At 38.3% G+C, this 16690-nt stretch carries 22 protein-coding genes and 1 pseudogene; 2 read left to right on the top strand and 21 right to left on the bottom strand.

Features of this window, described 5'->3' with window-relative positions; translation table 11 throughout:
* From PROVALCAL_RS19030 to PROVALCAL_RS19005, 6 genes are all read right to left on the bottom strand, one after another.
* Positions 1-2469 (bottom strand): phage tail length tape measure family protein (locus PROVALCAL_RS19030; protein ID WP_006660991.1); only part of this gene is annotated, 2469 nt, incomplete at its 3' end.
* A gap of 57 nt (positions 2470-2526) precedes the next feature.
* On the bottom strand, positions 2527-2802 hold the full coding sequence (locus PROVALCAL_RS19025; protein ID WP_039862506.1) for a hypothetical protein: 276 nt from the start codon (positions 2800-2802) through the stop codon (positions 2527-2529).
* A 106-nt stretch (positions 2803-2908) separates the two neighbouring features.
* Positions 2909-4636 (bottom strand): DUF2326 domain-containing protein, encoded by a 1728-nt coding sequence (locus PROVALCAL_RS19020; protein ID WP_006660989.1) that lies wholly within the window; start codon positions 4634-4636, stop codon positions 2909-2911.
* Positions 4608-4844 carry an ABC-three component system middle component 6 gene (locus PROVALCAL_RS20290; RefSeq protein ID WP_006660988.1) on the bottom strand — a complete coding sequence of 79 codons (237 nt, stop codon included), beginning with the start codon at positions 4842-4844 and terminating at the stop codon, positions 4608-4610. The genes PROVALCAL_RS19020 and PROVALCAL_RS20290 overlap by 29 nt, the downstream gene beginning before the upstream one ends.
* On the bottom strand, positions 4819-5850 hold the full coding sequence (locus PROVALCAL_RS19010; RefSeq protein ID WP_006660987.1) for an SMEK domain-containing protein: 1032 nt from the start codon (positions 5848-5850) through the stop codon (positions 4819-4821). Before PROVALCAL_RS19010 ends, PROVALCAL_RS20290 begins: the two co-directional genes overlap by 26 nt.
* Complete coding sequence (locus PROVALCAL_RS19005) at positions 5847-6092, bottom strand: Arc family DNA-binding protein (protein WP_039862517.1); 246 nt, start codon at positions 6090-6092, stop codon at positions 5847-5849. Before PROVALCAL_RS19005 ends, PROVALCAL_RS19010 begins: the two co-directional genes overlap by 4 nt.
* A gap of 347 nt (positions 6093-6439) precedes the next feature.
* Between PROVALCAL_RS19005 and PROVALCAL_RS19000 the strand changes: the two genes are divergently transcribed.
* Together PROVALCAL_RS19000 and PROVALCAL_RS18995 are read left to right on the top strand one after the other, a co-directional pair.
* Positions 6440-7303 carry an ORF6N domain-containing protein gene (locus tag PROVALCAL_RS19000; protein WP_006660984.1) on the top strand — a complete coding sequence of 288 codons (864 nt, stop codon included), beginning with the start codon at positions 6440-6442 and terminating at the stop codon, positions 7301-7303.
* 91 nt (positions 7304-7394) lie between these two features.
* On the top strand, positions 7395-7673 hold the full coding sequence (locus tag PROVALCAL_RS18995) for a hypothetical protein (protein ID WP_006660983.1): 279 nt from the start codon (positions 7395-7397) through the stop codon (positions 7671-7673).
* Between the two features lie 65 nt (positions 7674-7738).
* On the opposite strand, the gene PROVALCAL_RS18990 is transcribed toward PROVALCAL_RS18995, so the two are convergent.
* From PROVALCAL_RS18990 to PROVALCAL_RS18925, 15 genes and pseudogenes are all read right to left on the bottom strand, one after another.
* A complete protein-coding gene (locus PROVALCAL_RS18990) occupies positions 7739-8068 on the bottom strand; it encodes a hypothetical protein (protein ID WP_006660982.1) in 330 nt (109 codons plus the stop codon).
* 66 nt (positions 8069-8134) lie between these two features.
* A complete protein-coding gene (locus PROVALCAL_RS19515) occupies positions 8135-8863 on the bottom strand; it encodes a hypothetical protein (protein ID WP_080547051.1) in 729 nt (242 codons plus the stop codon).
* A 142-nt stretch (positions 8864-9005) separates the two neighbouring features.
* Positions 9006-9653: a hypothetical protein gene (locus PROVALCAL_RS18980; protein ID WP_006660980.1), complete on the bottom strand. Its 648-nt coding sequence runs from the start codon at positions 9651-9653 to the stop codon at positions 9006-9008.
* 9 nt (positions 9654-9662) lie between these two features.
* Complete coding sequence (locus PROVALCAL_RS18975) at positions 9663-10766, bottom strand: hypothetical protein (protein WP_117584533.1); 1104 nt, start codon at positions 10764-10766, stop codon at positions 9663-9665.
* 265 nt (positions 10767-11031) lie between these two features.
* The gene (locus tag PROVALCAL_RS18970) at positions 11032-11316 is read right to left on the bottom strand and encodes a DUF1799 domain-containing protein (protein ID WP_006660978.1); all 285 of its coding nucleotides are present in this window, start codon (positions 11314-11316) and stop codon (positions 11032-11034) included.
* Positions 11317-11333: 17 nt separating this feature from the next.
* Positions 11334-11636 (bottom strand): phage tail assembly chaperone, encoded by a 303-nt coding sequence (locus tag PROVALCAL_RS18965; protein ID WP_006660977.1) that lies wholly within the window; start codon positions 11634-11636, stop codon positions 11334-11336.
* Between the two features lie 38 nt (positions 11637-11674).
* Positions 11675-12328 carry a phage tail tube protein gene (locus tag PROVALCAL_RS18960; protein WP_039862503.1) on the bottom strand — a complete coding sequence of 218 codons (654 nt, stop codon included), beginning with the start codon at positions 12326-12328 and terminating at the stop codon, positions 11675-11677.
* Between the two features lie 48 nt (positions 12329-12376).
* The gene (locus PROVALCAL_RS18955; protein ID WP_006660975.1) at positions 12377-12778 is read right to left on the bottom strand and encodes a phage tail terminator-like protein; all 402 of its coding nucleotides are present in this window, start codon (positions 12776-12778) and stop codon (positions 12377-12379) included.
* A complete protein-coding gene (locus PROVALCAL_RS18950) occupies positions 12775-13356 on the bottom strand; it encodes a hypothetical protein (RefSeq protein ID WP_006660974.1) in 582 nt (193 codons plus the stop codon). The genes PROVALCAL_RS18955 and PROVALCAL_RS18950 overlap by 4 nt, the downstream gene beginning before the upstream one ends.
* A gap of 1 nt (position 13357) precedes the next feature.
* Complete coding sequence (locus PROVALCAL_RS18945) at positions 13358-13711, bottom strand: hypothetical protein (protein ID WP_006660973.1); 354 nt, start codon at positions 13709-13711, stop codon at positions 13358-13360.
* A gap of 2 nt (positions 13712-13713) precedes the next feature.
* A complete protein-coding gene (locus PROVALCAL_RS18940; RefSeq protein ID WP_006660972.1) occupies positions 13714-14193 on the bottom strand; it encodes a DnaT-like ssDNA-binding protein in 480 nt (159 codons plus the stop codon).
* A 47-nt stretch (positions 14194-14240) separates the two neighbouring features.
* On the bottom strand, positions 14241-14504 hold the full coding sequence (locus PROVALCAL_RS19900) for an Ig-like domain-containing protein (protein WP_230086850.1): 264 nt from the start codon (positions 14502-14504) through the stop codon (positions 14241-14243).
* Positions 14505-14530: 26 nt separating this feature from the next.
* A complete protein-coding gene (locus PROVALCAL_RS18935) occupies positions 14531-15484 on the bottom strand; it encodes a major capsid protein (RefSeq protein WP_006660970.1) in 954 nt (317 codons plus the stop codon).
* 13 nt (positions 15485-15497) lie between these two features.
* Complete coding sequence (locus tag PROVALCAL_RS18930) at positions 15498-16274, bottom strand: hypothetical protein (RefSeq protein ID WP_039862502.1); 777 nt, start codon at positions 16272-16274, stop codon at positions 15498-15500.
* 112 nt (positions 16275-16386) lie between these two features.
* A pseudogene (locus PROVALCAL_RS18925) lies at positions 16387-16690 on the bottom strand (hypothetical protein); the annotation flags it as partial.

Genomic DNA, 16690 nt, shown 5'->3' with positions numbered 1-16690 from the left:
CGCTTTGCCAGTTATCACAAAATCTGCAACACTATTACTCATACCTTGGAAAAACGACTGACTGATTTGAGCTACGTTGCCGTAAACATTCGTCGCTTGGTCTTGGAACTCGGCAAAGCCCTTTTTAACACCAGCTTCCCAATTAGCGCGTAAAGAATCCTCTTTGCTGTAATAATCCTCTAGTGCTTTTCTCTCTGCTGGTGACTTAGCCTGCTCAAGTGCAATGTCACGCTGGTACATGCGGTCAGACTTACCTGCTCCCATATCCAACGCACGACTTCTAGCATTGATTTCTTCTACTCGTTTGAGCTGCCTATCTAACTCTCGGTTATGTTGCTTCTGAAGCTCTACAGCATCCCCAGCAACAGCTAATGCCTTTTGCGATTCAAGAACACTTTCTTTCTTCGCTAATAGTGCCTGCTCGTCTTTGGTGAGTTTGCGCGTTGACCTTGCTTCTTCTATTACTGATATTTTAGCTTCCATATCCCAAAGCTTTTTACGCTCAGCGCTAATCACATCAGCAACAGTTTTATGCTCCTTCAATACTTTCAGTTGAGACTGGAGAGAAACTAGCGCTTCATTAGCTGATTCATCAGCCCGAGTGCCGTAGTCTGGACGGTATTCTTTACCTTTCTTAGTTGCTTCTGGCTTATATTTTTTGTTGATATTTTTTACAGCTGCTTCTCTATCTTCTCTTGACCATAAATCAGGAGCATCAGCTACTTTCCTCCATAGATCCGCTAATTCTAAAGATCTCTTCTTCTCATTTGTTACCCATTCATTAACTGATTTTTTCCTATACTCAAGCGATGCTATTCTTTTCTCTTCCCTTTTTTGAGCCTTATCTGCTTGAGCTGCAGCCGAATCCTCAGTTTCAACTTGTTTTTGTAAATCTGACACATCTTTTCTGAGATTCTGTACAAGCGTCCGTCTTGCTTCTAGGTTCCTAGTTGCATTTTGGTTCATGAAAGATTCTGATTGCCGCCCATACCCATATCCTGACGTATCTGGAACAATTGATTTTTCGGCTTGTTCTAACTCCTTTACTGCAATTTCCAATTGCTTAGTTTTCTGATTTAATCTTTCATGCAGCGGAACTTCCCTGCCAACACTCAGCATTTGATCCCAAGCATCTTTTGCAGCATCGCTTACTGCTTTCCACGCACTCTCTAATGTACCTAAGTTGGCCTTTACTTTATTCGCCATATCTAATGAAGCCTTAGATAGCAAGGCCATGCTTTCAGCTGCGGCTTGATCCTTATGCCCCATCTCTTCTAACCGCATGATTCTTTCTAGTTCAGAAGACTTCAAGAAATGCATTGTTTTATTGAGTTCTAAAATGGCTGAAACAGGTTCATTCTTTAATCTACTAAATTGTTTAATTGTTTCATCTATCGATTGTCCAGTAGCTTCCTCCATCTTCGCTGCCGTATTTGCTATCATCTCAACTGCATTTCCAGTGAACAACCCTGAACCAACTACTTTAGATAATGCATCAGCCATTCTATACTGAGTTATGCCATTGCCAGACAACTGCCGTGACAACATATCTAATTGCGATGCCGTCTTGCCAGCGTAACCGCCTGTTAGAATGAGTTGGCGGTTATACTCGCCAAATTCCATAGACCCTTTATAAGCAGCAATAGCTACAGCAGAGGCAGCACCAGCAAGACCTACCATTGCAATTTTTGTAGGGGTAATTAGTGATGCCATCGCTTTTAGCGAGTTTCCAATCCCACCAAATGAGTCTTTAATCTGACCACCTTGTTGGATCATTACAAGCCATACTGGCATTCCAGATGCTAGTGAAGTCACTACATCTGTCATCTGCATTGGTAGTTGTCGCATGGCTTGCTTGTATTGACCGATTGTTATTGAGCCATTCAAGAACGCTTTTTCTTGATCTTTCAGCTTGGCAATCATAGGTGCAGCTTGTTGTGTAACCCCCATTTGTGCAGCTTTTAGTTCAAGAATTTCAGTTCTTGTCTTTCCAAGAGTGTCAGTCTGGCTTTTTAGTGAATTAAGGAACTCATCAGCTGCCTGTTTAGCTCTATTTGTCGCAGCTTCTTGCGCCAGTAGTGCCTGTCCTTCAACAGTTAAGGACATGTGCATTTTCTGTAATTTGTCTCTCGTCTGTTCCAGAATATTGTTGTAATCATGGAACTGGTCTGTTGGCAACATTCCTTTCTTGCTTGCCACTGATAACTTTGTCTGCCAATCGTCTAGCTTTTCAAACGCCTTATTAGTTGGGTTGAGTTGATTCAATAACTCATGAAGCTCTTTGCGCTGTTTCTCTGCTGCTTGAGTGGCTTTTTTCTGTGTATCAACTCCTCGCTTAAATTGCTCATTCAGATCTTCTGTCGAACTATTAACTTTTTCGGCAGCACTACCAAATTCTTTTAGCTTTTGCGTACCTCTCTCTAAATCTGAGGTATCAGCCTTGAGCGAAATCGTTGCAATATCTGTCATTTACTTTTCTCCAGACGAAAAAAACCACCCGTGGGTGGTCATGTAGAATATTCTAATTTACTTACTCGTTAGTTCTTCAACTCTCTCTCTTGCTCTTTCGCAGTTTTCTTTTTCTTCGTCACTGAGCGTATCTTCATAGATTATTGAAATATCACAAGCACCTTTCACGACTCCTGCCTTCGCTGCTTCACTAAGCATCGAAGACAACGATTTTACACACTGGTCTTTTGCAGGACTTCCTTTGCATATCAATTCTTTTTCTATCTCTAACTGACTGGCCACAACCCCAAACCCAACAGAACAAAGCAGTAAGCTTAATAATATTCTTTTCATCATCAATACCTTTTCATTATCAATGATTGAATATTAGCGTGCATGTGGTGCAATTCCTAGCAAACATTAGGTGTAAAAAAACCTGCCGAGGCAGGTTTTTTTTAAGTCAATCAAAATACTCCCCAAACAGGGTGCTATCTTTATTATCATCAAATAACTTCAATACCGTGCCATCAATTATCTGCTGACGCTCTTCGTCTGTAAGAATGTCATCAGAAAAAGGTAAGACAAGGTCATCATAGATATTTTTATTTATATTTACAAAATACTGTAAGCCAGAGTTGTTACACTTATCCAATATTATTTTAAACATGGTTCTTGTCTGTCTTTGGTCTATCCCGCTAAACAAGTAACTATCATGGGCCATGAATCCTAATAAGTTAGGGTTTAAAATAAAAAGCAACATATCATAACAGAATATCTTAACCTCATTTATTCCCTGCGAACCATCTTTAGGGATATGTACATTTATATCATATAGATACTTTGCTTTACCTTCATTTTTCGTAATTTTAAGTGAACCACCTAAATTTTTATAGATCGTCTTAACTATTGACCTGAATTTTTTTTCTATTTCTTCTATGCGGCCTTTTTCTTTCTCAATATACTCTATGGCCTTAAAGTCAATATCAGCTTTCTTTTTTTCCAAACGCGCTTGATCTTTAGTTAGTTTAGTTAAGGCAGATTGATTGCTAGAAAGCTCAGCAATTTGCGACTCCAGTCCTCTAATATGCTCAACTATTGAATTATACTCCTCAAGAGCTCCTTTTGAGTCTAACTCTTTTAGCAGCAAGTCTCTGTGAGACTCTATTTCCCCAAGCTTTTCAGTTAGTTCTAAATTCTCTTTTTCTAGAGAATTAACATCAATTTCTAGTCTTTTTTTTCTTGCATCGTAAATTCTTAAGTGAAAGTTTTCAGCTTCTTCTAGTCGCCTCTGCACCATCTCAGAAAAATGAAACTTAGCCTCGTCAAAAATAACCTCTATTTTGCTGAGGTCAATGTTAGAAGGCAGAATTGAGTTATCTAGTATTTTCTTTTTTCTTCTAGCCGACCTACTATTTGAAAAAATAGAGTTTCTTAGTTCATTTATTTCATCAGTAAGAACATCTGCTTCATTTTTAAGCTCATCATAATTTTTTGCTATTATAAAATTTTCTTTATCAAACAATAAATTGCTCAATTTATCCTTTAAGTCCAGCAAGTCAGATTCATCACTTACAGTATTTACTTCAAGTAACGATTTTTTTGCCTTATCAATATTTTCAATTTTTATTAATGTTTCTCTGTATGAGTTTGGCAATGTTAAATCTAATCCAAGAAGCGATAAATTAACTATTCTCTGATGAAAGTTATCTATAGGTTGAGCTTGCTGCATTAGTGCATCCACATAATAGCTTCTACCTGTCAGGTACCTACGAGTAAAACAATTAAAAACTTGTCTGAATGAAATCCACTTATTATCCTTTGGTAGAATAAGTTTCGTTAAATATTTGCAAAAAGTTCTATCTTTGCCTATTTTTTCATCATTAAGGTAATAGTCACCATTACTGAAATTTACTCTAATTGTGTATTCAGACGAACCACAGGAAAAATCCAAGAAAAAGTCGCCATAACCAGATAAAAATGCTTTGAATTTTTTATCACTTTCTATTTTTGTTTTGAAACTACTACCAAGCATAAGGTGGACTAATTGCAAGCTACTACTCTTGCCAATACCATTATATGTATGTTCATTTTCCTTGCTTTTTTGCAATCCAGCGACAATGTTAAGGCCATCATTGAATTTGATGGTCTTAAATTTAGGATTACTCGAGTATAATTTTAAGAGTTTCATTTTCAAAATCCAGTTTTCCGATAATAAATAAAAAGTCTAGACAAAACTGTAATTTCTCAATACTTATCGGAATGGGGTAAGCTGCATTCAGACTATCGAGCAAATCATCAAATGCCATATTTTTCTTATTTATTAGTATTTCAACTACATATGCAGATATGCAATATAATGAATCTATTGGGCTAATTAATTTTGTAGGAAGAATCATATTTTATCCCCACGAAACACTCTTCAAAAAAGTAAGCGATAATCACCCAAGAGACTGATGTTTCTTGAAAAGATGCATTGTAAGTCTTTTTCTTTATCCTCTCACTTAAGTCACCTAAAACCTTGGAGAAGTTTATGTCATATACAAGTGATGCCATATCATGTAGCTCACTAATGTTTTTATTTATTATATTTTTCATTGGCACATCAGAATGACGTAAATTATCTACTAAAACTTCATAATAAAATTCATTGACTATCAACATGCTAAGCTGTGTAAGATCATCAGAATTAATGATGTTGTATATTGGCAATGAATATTCACTGCCTAACATCAATAATGACGACACCTTGCCATTTAACTGGTTTATTTTTATTTTCTCAGATAACTCAGTGTTTCTAAAATCCACACTGTAATCGTGCGTTTTTTCCTCACATCCTTTAATAAGAAGGTCAAAAACTGTTTGTAAGGTGATCTCGTCTGTATATCTCTCATTTGCATCTCTAAAGTAAGACTGATAGATTTTTAATAATCTTTCACCGCTAAGGTTTTTTATATCGTTCAATAAATCATCAAAATCCTTTAAGTGTTCTGTTATATTCTCTATGCCATATAGTTCACTATATGATTTTAAAGTGTCCTTTTGAAGGTGTTTTGGCTTATCTAATATATAAAAAATCTCAACCCGATACCCTTTATACCTTTCATCGTTTAGGATTTTAAGGCTATTATCAATTTTTGATTTTAATTTTGTTGTTGTAACTTGAATAACTAACTTTGCGTTATGATCAACTAAATCAATAAATTTCTCATTCAATGATGCTGAGTTTGCATTTTTTAGATCTAGCTTGTCATTTAAAAAATTAAATACATCACAAAAAAAATCTTCTGCATGTATGTTAAGACTGTGAATATTAATTGACTGCATGGCGCCTATATCACACTTAATCAGCGAGAATGTGCGCACTATTTTTTTTATTATATCCTCCCTCTCATCAAGCCTCATGATTTACCCTCATACATCTTCTTGACGGTTTCCATGAATAGCTCTTTGAACTTATCTGATTCTAAGTTGGCTAGCTCATCTATGTTCTTCGGTTTTCTTTCTTCGTCCACTGCCGCCTGTAAAATCATGACCATTTCGGAATTAAGTGACCTGCCGTTTTTCTTGGCTCTTTCTGCCAGCTTTTCTTTTAGGCTATCAGGCATCCGTAAGCTGTATGGGATGATATCTCTTATTCGTGACATTTTACTTTTCTCATAACACCACATTGATATCACAATATATCCAAATAAACTTTGACAATATAGCATTACGTTGATACCTTTGTGATATCACTTTAACTCACAACGAAGGATATACTATGAACTGCCATAAGAAAACAAGCAAACTTCAGCTTAGACTAACCGAAACGCTAAAAAGTAAGGTAGTAGAGTATTCAGAAAAAGATGGAATCTCACAGAATTCAATACTTAATCAAGCAGTAGCTTGGTATGTGAAAGAAAGAGAGAAAAGTGCTAACTAGAACAGCGAAGCCCCAACTACTTGCGATAGTCAGGGCTTCTATTTTGTCAGAGTCTTAGGAGAAACCGACATGAATAATGTATCAAATATTAATGAGACCAGCAATTCAGTAAAATCTATGCCGTTGATTGCTCACTCAGGCGCTCCCGTGATCACCACTGATATGCTAGCCGACGTATACGGAACAGAGGTGATTAATATTCAAGTTAACCACTATAGAAATAAAAATAGATTCATTGAAGGAAAACATTTTTATAAGCTAACAGGCTCTATTTTAAATGAATTCAAGAACTGGCTTACTAAATGTAAGTTAGTTTACAAAGGTTCAGAAATCATTAGTAAGCATGCAAAAAGCATTATACTTTGGACAGAACGCGGAGCTGCTCGTCATGCTAAAATGTTAGACACCGATAACGCATGGGATGTATTCGAGGCGCTAGAAGATTTCTATTTTGCTAAGAAAGAAGATGCTCAACAAAAAATAAGCATTCGTCAATCAACAGCAAAAGAACTCACTCCGCTACGCCAGACAGCCGAGCGTTTAATTGCTACTGGTGTCGGTAATATTTACCCTGATATCTGGAAGTATGTTCACAAAGAGTTCGGCGTTGAGCATATCAACGAGTTACTACCCGAGCAGATACCGCAAGCAATTTCTTATCTTGATGCGCTTGAGGGTGAATACATTCCCAAGCAAGAGTCGCTACCTGCTCCAAAGTTCAATAAGCATAAAACCATTCATACGCTAGAAGGTTCAGTAATCCATATTCGAGCCATGAAAGAATACTGGAATAATGGGTTAAAAGATTCACTCAAGCAGCTTGGATATCAACACACAGGCTCAATGACTGAGCACATGATAGATATTATATTTCATCTTGATTGGGTAATTCATGAAATAAAAGGCGATAGTTTAGAAAGACTGCCAGCCTAAATTACAGGACAAGGATGTCCTAAAATAAATAACCTCGATTTCAAGGTTATTATCAAGAAGTGTTAATTTGAAAGTTATTTAGGATTGCTCAATGCCACCAAGAGGTAAAATATTTACTGCCATGCCTGCTGTTACTGATGATGCTACAGATAAATATGACGCTACTACTTTCGTTGATGAGTTTCTTTTCATTCCATTGTCTCCTGAGTTATTACAAATTACTTCACTATCATTTACTGCTTTTTCTGCACATTTAAAAATAAAACTAAGAGATAGGAGACATGCAAATACAGCTAAACTTACCACTGGAATCGAACCAGTCATCAAGCCAAGCCTAAATAACCTTACATTACTTATATCAGATATGTAAGTTTTTGTCAACCATCACCACACCAAGGATGGCGTACTGACCTACAGGCATAAATATTCTTTTCATTACTCATATGCCGCTCCTAATAACACCCTGTAACCATTTGCGCACTTAAAAGTGACTGAACCATCAAACGCCCACACTTTTATGATGTATGTATCTTCGCTGTCCTCTATAACCTTTGCAACACGCTCTTTATTGTATACTTTCTCTGCGGCTGGCTTGCATTTTGAAAATGGTGATTGCTTGGAGCTAATGACATCCGCAGGCTTCTCTTTTGGTGGGTTTCCAGGCTCTACAAGCTCTCTTATTTCTTCTTGTGTATAAGTTGTGCCAGCATAAGAGCTAAACACCGCACAAGATAAAATAATTGCAATTATTGATTTTCTCACCATCCCATACTCGCCTCAGTTTTTTCAGTCTAGTTTCTTAGCGTCGCAATTGGGAGCAAATTAAAATAGTCATTTAGCAATGGCAATTCCTACACATAGGGCAACAATTATTGTAGGCATGAGCCATTTTGTTTGCGTTGATATTGCCTTCTGAACTTCAGTTTTGATTATTTCAATATCTTGCTGAGTGGCATAATTAGACTTAATGACCTCAATGTCAGATTTTAAGGTGCTTATATCACTTTTGCTAGCTTCCATATCTGATTTAATACTAGCGAGAGTTGATTTCATATGACTTACATTATCATCTAACTCTATTATTTGTGATTTTTTATTAAAGTCATCGCCGCTAAATATTTGCGAATCAGTTTTATTTGGTTCTGTTCCCGCAATGTTATCCCTATTAGTTTCCTTAGTTTTACTATCCAGTGCATAGTACCAAGATAATAACAAGATAAATATTATTAATGATATTAAAATATTATAAACGATATTGTTTCCAGTGTACTCTGGTAGTTTAAACATTGTAGACAAGCCCATCAGTGTTAACATCTCACTACCGATCACCATAAACAACCATCCATCACCTTTCTTTTTGGCCTGTATTATCGAAACCTTTGAGAGAAAATAAAATAAAACAGTTGCACCAAATAATATAACCTTACCAAGGCCGCTCTCAAAATCTATTAAGGTATAATTAGGAAGTACGCCAATGATAATGGATAAAATGGCTAATAAAGTATAATTTAAAATATTTTTTTTCACTTTAGTCAAAATCCACGAAAAATTATTTTTCACTTTGTACTCCTCTAATGTTCCATCTGTACACATTTAGAATAACAGCATGTGATGCTCATCAAACGAAAATATGCAGGTATATTTTTATTAGTTATATTTCAGGCAATAAAAAACCCACCGGAGTGGGTTGGTGGATTATCTTTTATTCTATTTCTACATAGGTTGATGCAAACCATTCAAGACTTTTTTCGGTATCAATCCCAGTTTTGTCAAAATTTTTATCCGCTACCGATCTAAATGTTATGTAATAAAGCCCGGGGGAATCAATCCCAACTACGTAACTTAATGTTTTTTCAGCACCAATCAACACATGGACTTTCGGTAGTATTTTTGTCTCATTACTCTTGAAAGATTTATCAATAGTTGTATATACCCTTGGTTCAAACTTCGCCGTTTGTTTTATGTTCTCTCCATCTATCTCAACCTTATAAACTGACACTGTGGTCTTAGAAGTATCAAAAGAGACTGGACTTTTGCCATTATTTTTTACTGTTACATTTATGATTATCCCCATATTTGATTTCAATGGGGTTGTTTCTATAGATATACTACTTGAGTTGTTATCTTTTATTTGCTGCTGTATTTGCTTCAGTTCTTCTTTTGTTTTCTCAAGTTGAGCCTCTGCGTTTGATGCACTATGAAGAGCGCTGAAGGAATATAAAACCCATACCCCGCCTACTAATATAGCTATTGATAAAAATAAATAATGCAAGCCAGTGAAAACATTATTAATTTGACCATGATTATCCCAGAGTCGCCTAAAAAAATTTTTACCATTTTGACAACTCATAATCACCTCTTAAATTCCTTCAAAATCATCTAACTGATAGCCACTAAGTTTGTCTTGAGGGTTTTCATTTAAAGGTGAGTTATCTTGCATCTTCTGACTTGGGACTCGTAAATCTAGCCCTTTTTGAACATCAGAAAAGCTCTCTTCCTTTTTTATCTCATCTAGCATGACTAACATTTTGTCTCTATGTTCACTGACGAAATCAGAATCATCTTTATTCGAATATGTCGGGGTTATATCAAAAAGCATCAGGAACATAGCAACAACCAGTAAACTTTTATTCCTTCCACCAGAGGTTTTAGCCCATAAATCACCCGGTGATAAAAAGACTTGCTGAGTTGTTACAGTGAATGACCTTCGCTTCCTCAACTCTTTGTATTTTGCTTCCAGTAAACCAATTAACTCATCTTCTGTATTGACATCAACAGAATCACTAGCAAGAAGATCTGCAGCTGCCTCTATTTTGTTAATGATAGTAGAATACTGCGTTACATCTAAATTACTTATTCCATCCCTCTGCTCTATTCGTGATGAAATATACGCATCTCCATCAGAAATGAATGCAACTGACATCCAATGATTTAACTCTTTCCAGTGATCGCTTGCTGAAAACACAGACTGATTAGCTCTAAAGCTATTATTTATTGCAAGTGGCAATTTATCTCTATATTGTGTTTTCCCCCAAGACACATTTCTTCGTAGGGTAAACTCCAATACCGTTGAACTTATTGAATCATCATTATTATCTCGAATAGTAACTTTGTTAATGTTTTTATATGGATCTGACGTTATCACTCCAACTGCTATACGTTTTGAGTCCATAGTCATTACATAATCACCAATCGAAATATCTTTTATAAACCTTAATACTTGACCAGTTCTATTTGTAACAGATGCTAAAGGCTCTTTTTTCATTAACAATGATTGTTTATATCTAATCACTAACTCATCTACAAGTTTTTCATCTTTTAGTGCTATTTCACCATAATCTAACTCATCAATATGTCCGATTGCCACAATTGAATTTTGTAGAAAGTGGTCATAATAAATTCCGCCATCACCAGAGCGTACCACCCAAAATTTTTTATCTCTAGGAACATCCTGTATAAACATAATTAATTTCTCAAATGAAAACATTTGTAAAGAAATTAACAAGTAAAAAATTTTTATTCAATAACAAATTAATATTTCATCTACGTAACCTGTCCTACATCTCATTTATTCTATAAAAATATATAACTTTAGATTGTTATATCTCTCTAAGTGCCTATTCTAAAAAATACACCATCAAGATTTAACCTCAAGCAACTCACCAAGTCACTGTATACATATACAATAACGCCTACCTGGCTCGCATTGATTCTAGAGCATCCCTGCCCTATCTTTTATTCATCAGCTCCAGCGCTTTTGATTCCATAACCCGTAGATCATCAAATACGGTCGCTTTATCTTCAATGTTGAGCAATTTCATAACTTCATTTAGCGATTGATAATCCAGCCCAGTAGCTCCATTCATGCTCACTCGCCACTGAGTTCCCATTGCCGAAAATACCTGAAAGGAATCCCAAACATCAGGGAAGACTTCAATATCATCAATATCAGGAGGAAATCCAAAAGCTCGCTCAAAACTTGCAGCCTCTTGCTTTGTCATTCCTCCATACATTGCCTCTGCGACCGCAATTAGTTTTTTTCGCGATTACCTAGCAATTCGCTGTAATACGTTGAGGTAATTGCCCCAGCTGATGACGGGTAGTTATCAAACAACAATTTCAGATTTTCTTCGCTATAAGGTTCTTCAATTGCCCAATCCGCAATAATCACCTTGAGAAAATCATCAATCGAGTTATCACGTAACTCTTCCAGCTTACTCATAGACATATGATTAAACGTGAATGTCACCACTTCAGGCTTTTCCTTGCCGGCAATAGGAATTTTCACATCAGCTTTAAACTTCGGATTTGGTTGTAGCGTAAACTTTGCCATTCATTGACCTTATTATTTAATCCAGTAGAGGGTTGTATTTATGCAGTGGTGTAAATCTGCATATCAGATTTCAGTGAGAAACGAGCTGAAACATTTTCAACCTCGTTAATAGCGGTATTCGGTACGCGCTGAAATGACACACTTGCTGAGTAATAACGATCTTCGCTTGCGCGTTTATTATGAAAACGGATAGCTGTTAATTGCTTATTGTCATCCAATTTCATTAGTAGTGGTCGGATGGGTAGTGTTGCATCGTGAGCGAACGTATAAACCTGCACGATACCGGATTTATAAGTATCAACGGTTTCAGCTTGTTCATCTTCTAAAAATTGAATCTCTTGCGTTTGCTGTTCACCGCCTTCTGTGGATAAAGTCATGACTTGAGGCATAACCTCCCATTCTTGGATGGTTTTCAATGTGCCTTTACCACCACCAATAGGAAAACGATCAATATCTGATGTATCAACACTATCCAGTGTAACGCTGGTATCATCAGCCGTTTTTACTTTGAATACGCCAGACATGCGCTTCCACCCAGAAACCACCTGAATAACATCACCCGCCTTAATGCTGCTTGACGCATCTACTGTTAATACAGCTTCGGTGGCATTACTAGCTGCAGAGAATTCAATTTCATTGCCGTATTTACTCGCAACATATACGCGCGAGCCATTAGGAATGTTATAAGCCATATGGACCTCTTTATTTATGCATAAAAAAACCGCCATTTAGGCGGTCGATTATCGAACAGAATCACATCGATAAGATGTGCGTATAGGGATGATGTAGTTAGCATCGTTCGTGATAGGGGGGAATTGGCTTGGCTCTCCGTTGAAGTAAAGTGTGTTCGTCAGAGACAATCCGTTTTCTAGCTGATCTTTAATGTTGTCAGCAATAAGCGTCAATTGCTCATCACCGGTACCCACCTTACCGACGATATTGATTTGAATAACACCCTTTAAGATAGGCATATCCAAACTAAGACCTATATTTTCGGTTTGCGCAGGCATAATGTGCATCTGTAAATAGGGCGAATTAATATCATCAAACGTAATATTAGACCACGCAACCTTTAGCCCTTCTTGCTTAGCAATTTTAGCCACCAACGCACGAATAGACTGATTGATTTCAGATTGCTTCATGATTTTACCTCAGCGATAGCGTCTCTAAAGAACTGGCTAACATTTTCAGCGGTAATCGCTACCATGCCATTTGGTGCTTGCTTAGAGTGCCCCATTTCCAATGGGTAGGCATAAGGAACGTTATTCGTAAAATAAATAGCATTCATCCCCACCTTAAACTGCTCAAGCACATAGTTACCAACCGCTTTTGTCATGTTACCTGATTTATCGACTCGCCCTGTTTCGCCATCTGCTGGCACATCAAAAGTGACTTGCCAATTACCACGGAATCGCCCTCCTGTATAACCGGGGGGTGCTTTGATATCCATAGAATCATTAACACGAGCACGTTTCTTTAATTGGCGCTTCTTCGGCGTGAGATTATTAGGGTCTTTCCTGAGTTCCTCATTGTGTTCAAATACCGCCTGGTTATAGCCCACTGCGGTCTGGTTAATCTCCCATAATTCTGGATTACCCACCGGCGACATTTGAACGAGTTGAGCCAAAATCTTAAACCCTGTTTTTTTTACCACCGCCTCCATATCAGCTTGAGCGTGTTCAACAAAAAGGTTAACCGACTTCATGAAAGCCTGTGACATGTCACGCCCTCAGTTGTGATTGATAGCAAATAACAAGTTCGGCAGGTTTAATGGGATTGGGTTCATGCACACGCAACCAAACGTCATCAACCAAGACATGATCGCCTTTCTGAATGGTGACATCTGGCGAAAAAACCATTTTAATATCCGTAGAAAGGATGAGCGTCCCGTCGATATCTCTGGGTTTATACTGCACCTTAACGCCGGTAGCTGTAAAACGGGTTTCCGGTTCATGGTGCTCTTTGCCAGTTTCATCATCAACCCAATGTTTTCCCTCGCGTTTCACTTGATATGAAGCGCCATACTTTTTCAGCATTCGTAACGCTGTTTGGTAACCGCGCTGATAAATATTCATGGCTACCTCATTGCAAATGTATTAATGGCAAACCCATCAGAGATATCAATCAAGCCGGATAGCAGACCTTTCAACCATGCAAAATTAGGAGCCCCTGTATTAGTACCTTCTGCATACTTCAAGTCAATTGCCCCCTCAATACGCTCTGCAATGATTTCCCCGCCTAGAGTGGGTTGTAGGTCGTTTTCTTGGGATTCAATTGCTAAGCGACATTGAGCTTGAATTACTTGCTGAGGGATAACCTCACTTGAAACAGCAATACCATCACGAATTAATCCCGTACGTGGAAAAGATAGCAACTGATGAGTATCGGCTCGCTTACCTAACCACTTTTGGGATTCGAGATAGTCCATGGCTACAATGAGCAATCCTTCTAATCCCTCATAAGGGAGCGTTAACTGCCTAGCTAAGGCATACGCCTTTAAATCAACCACACTGGCATAGCTGTTAAAGGTGGGTGAGGTTTTGTCTGAATCAATCATAAGCCCCTCAAAATAAGAAAGGGGCAAATGCCCCCTTAGATCTTGGATTATTCACCACTTTCAGGTGGTTTAGCCGTAAAGGTAATTTCATCCGTTGACTGAATTAATCCATCGACTGTTGCCGTGACAACAAATTGCCCTGCAGTATCAGAGGTTAATTTCACTGTAGCGCCACCAGCCTTGCCCGTTTTAGAAGATGTCACACTCAAATTACCACCAGTTGTTGACCAGTTAACGGTAGCTCCCTCAACGGGAGAACTACCTTGGGTATAATTGAGTGATACCGTGACTGCATCTGTACTGTCAGCGATAACGGACGTTTTATCCGCTGACAGAGTTACTTTCCCGCTTCAGCAGTCAACTTAATCATTACACCAGCGGTCATCTTGTCGCTCTTGAAGTGTTTCTTCCAGTTACCCTCGGTACCAAGCTTAGTTAAGTCAGGATTCTTGCCTTTCGCTTCATCCCAGCTATATCCCAACACGCCAACGTTAACCACGCCCTCACCACGATAGCCAATTTCCAAGTTCTCTTTGTCATTGATATCGAAAGAGCGAAAGGTTGGTTCTTGCGATTCAGTAATCGTCACTGCACCAGGAACAAGACCAAAGATAGCATCTACTGGTGCAGTATCGGTTACCAGCACTGGTTTACCTAACGTACCTGGCTGACCGCCATAGATAACTACGCCAGCTTCTTCATACACCTTGTTATCAATTGCCTGATCAACGATATCGAAGTAGGTGGTCGAGTGCATGACAAATAGATTTACACGGTTAAATTTATCACCGTATTTGCGCAATCCCTTGGTGAGTGTTTTCTTGCCATCAGTTGCGATGTCAGCAGTAACAACCATTTCTTTGTTATTGCCAATCGCAGCACCTAAAGCTGCTAAGGAGTATTTAATGTAACCCTCTAACGAAGCATCTGCTGCATCCGTCCCCACAAGTTCAGAGAACTCAGATACATCACGACCTCGGCGTTTAAATGCCTCCTCAGTTGTTGCGTATGGACCGTATTTCCACGGTGCTTTTACATCAACTGATTCACCAGCTCCGATTTTTTTGCTTTCAACCGTGTCAGCTGAGTCAACATCACGGTGTTCAATAGAACCGCCAATTTGATAAAAGGCTCGTTTGCGGAAGTCACCTTCAATAAACAGGTTATCCAGCACAATGGCACCATTCGATGCCTGGTTGAATACCGCTAAATTATCTTGGCGACGCTCTAAGAACGCGGTTTGCGCCAAGTCGTTGTAAATTACTAAATCGCTATTAGTCGTAGTTGACATTGATTATATTTCCTTACTCTTTTGGAAGTTTTAAATATGCGTCACGCCCGTAACGTCGCTGATAGTCAGCTTTTTGCTGTGCGGACATTTGTGAGCGTTTTAGATGTGCGCCACCTTGTTTATGCATTCCAGCATCGGTACCTGAAGCAGCAGGGAACAAATGAGGCGCGCTTTCTTTAAGTGATTCAATCCATTCAACAGGTGACAATGGCGTTCGACCATCTTTGCCCATGACTGGATTGCCATCTTCATCAACAGCGACAGCCTGACCCTCGTCGTTGATTTGAAAAATGCCCTTGGCACGTAAAATTAAGTCTTCTTGCGCACTGCTTAATGCGCCCGCTTTCCCTGCAGCAGAGCGAATTTCATCACCCAGCACTCTCGCACGGAATTTATTTGCAAACGCCTCAGACTTTTCGACTTTGGCATTAGCTTCTTTCAATTGCTTATCAACATCACCACGCAAACGCTCCGTACGTTTATTAATGACTTCATCAATCTTCCCATCTGCAATGAGCTTGGCTTCTTCATCATTTTCAAAGCGTTTAAGCATCCCTTTCACCGTGTCAGGATCAATGCCTTCAAAACGTTTTAAGTTATCGCCTTGCTCTTTGAGTTTGCCGAGTAACTCATCGCGTTTAGCTTTTAATCCTGATACTTGCTCATTGACTGTTTTATCAATAATGGCTTGAATTTCCGGTGTGATTACAGGTGCAGTTCCACCGCTTCCACCACCAGCTCCATCATCAGCCTGTGAGTAATATTTGCGTTCGATATTCATAAATAACATGTTGTTCCCCTTGGGATTCATTGCGCCTAGCGCGTTAAAGTAAACCAGCCCTTGGCTGAATTTAGACAATAAAAAAGGTCACCGAAGTGACCTTGGTTAAATCGTTAATTGATTAGCTATAACCTGCATCTTTAAATGCTTTTTCGTCTAGCTTTTTGAGTTGTTCTAACGAAATAAATTCTCCCTTATCTGTATAAAATTCAGAAGGATGCATACCGCCCTCTTTCATTAATCTAAATCGTGTTTCACCGAATACTTGCCGTTGTCGCCAGTCTGGTTGTCGCTGCACCCAATCAAGAAAATTGGTCTCTGCTGGAACTTGCCCATCCATTGATGCTCTCGTTCCTGCGTCCATCTCATTCGCATCAATACCTAATTCACGCCATGACTTAGTGACGAAAGTTTCCGTTGAGCGG

This window comes from Providencia alcalifaciens DSM 30120 (genome assembly GCF_000173415.1).
Taxonomy (GTDB): Bacteria; Pseudomonadota; Gammaproteobacteria; order Enterobacterales; family Enterobacteriaceae; genus Providencia; species Providencia alcalifaciens.
This window is presented reverse-complemented; position numbering and strand designations above follow the sequence as displayed.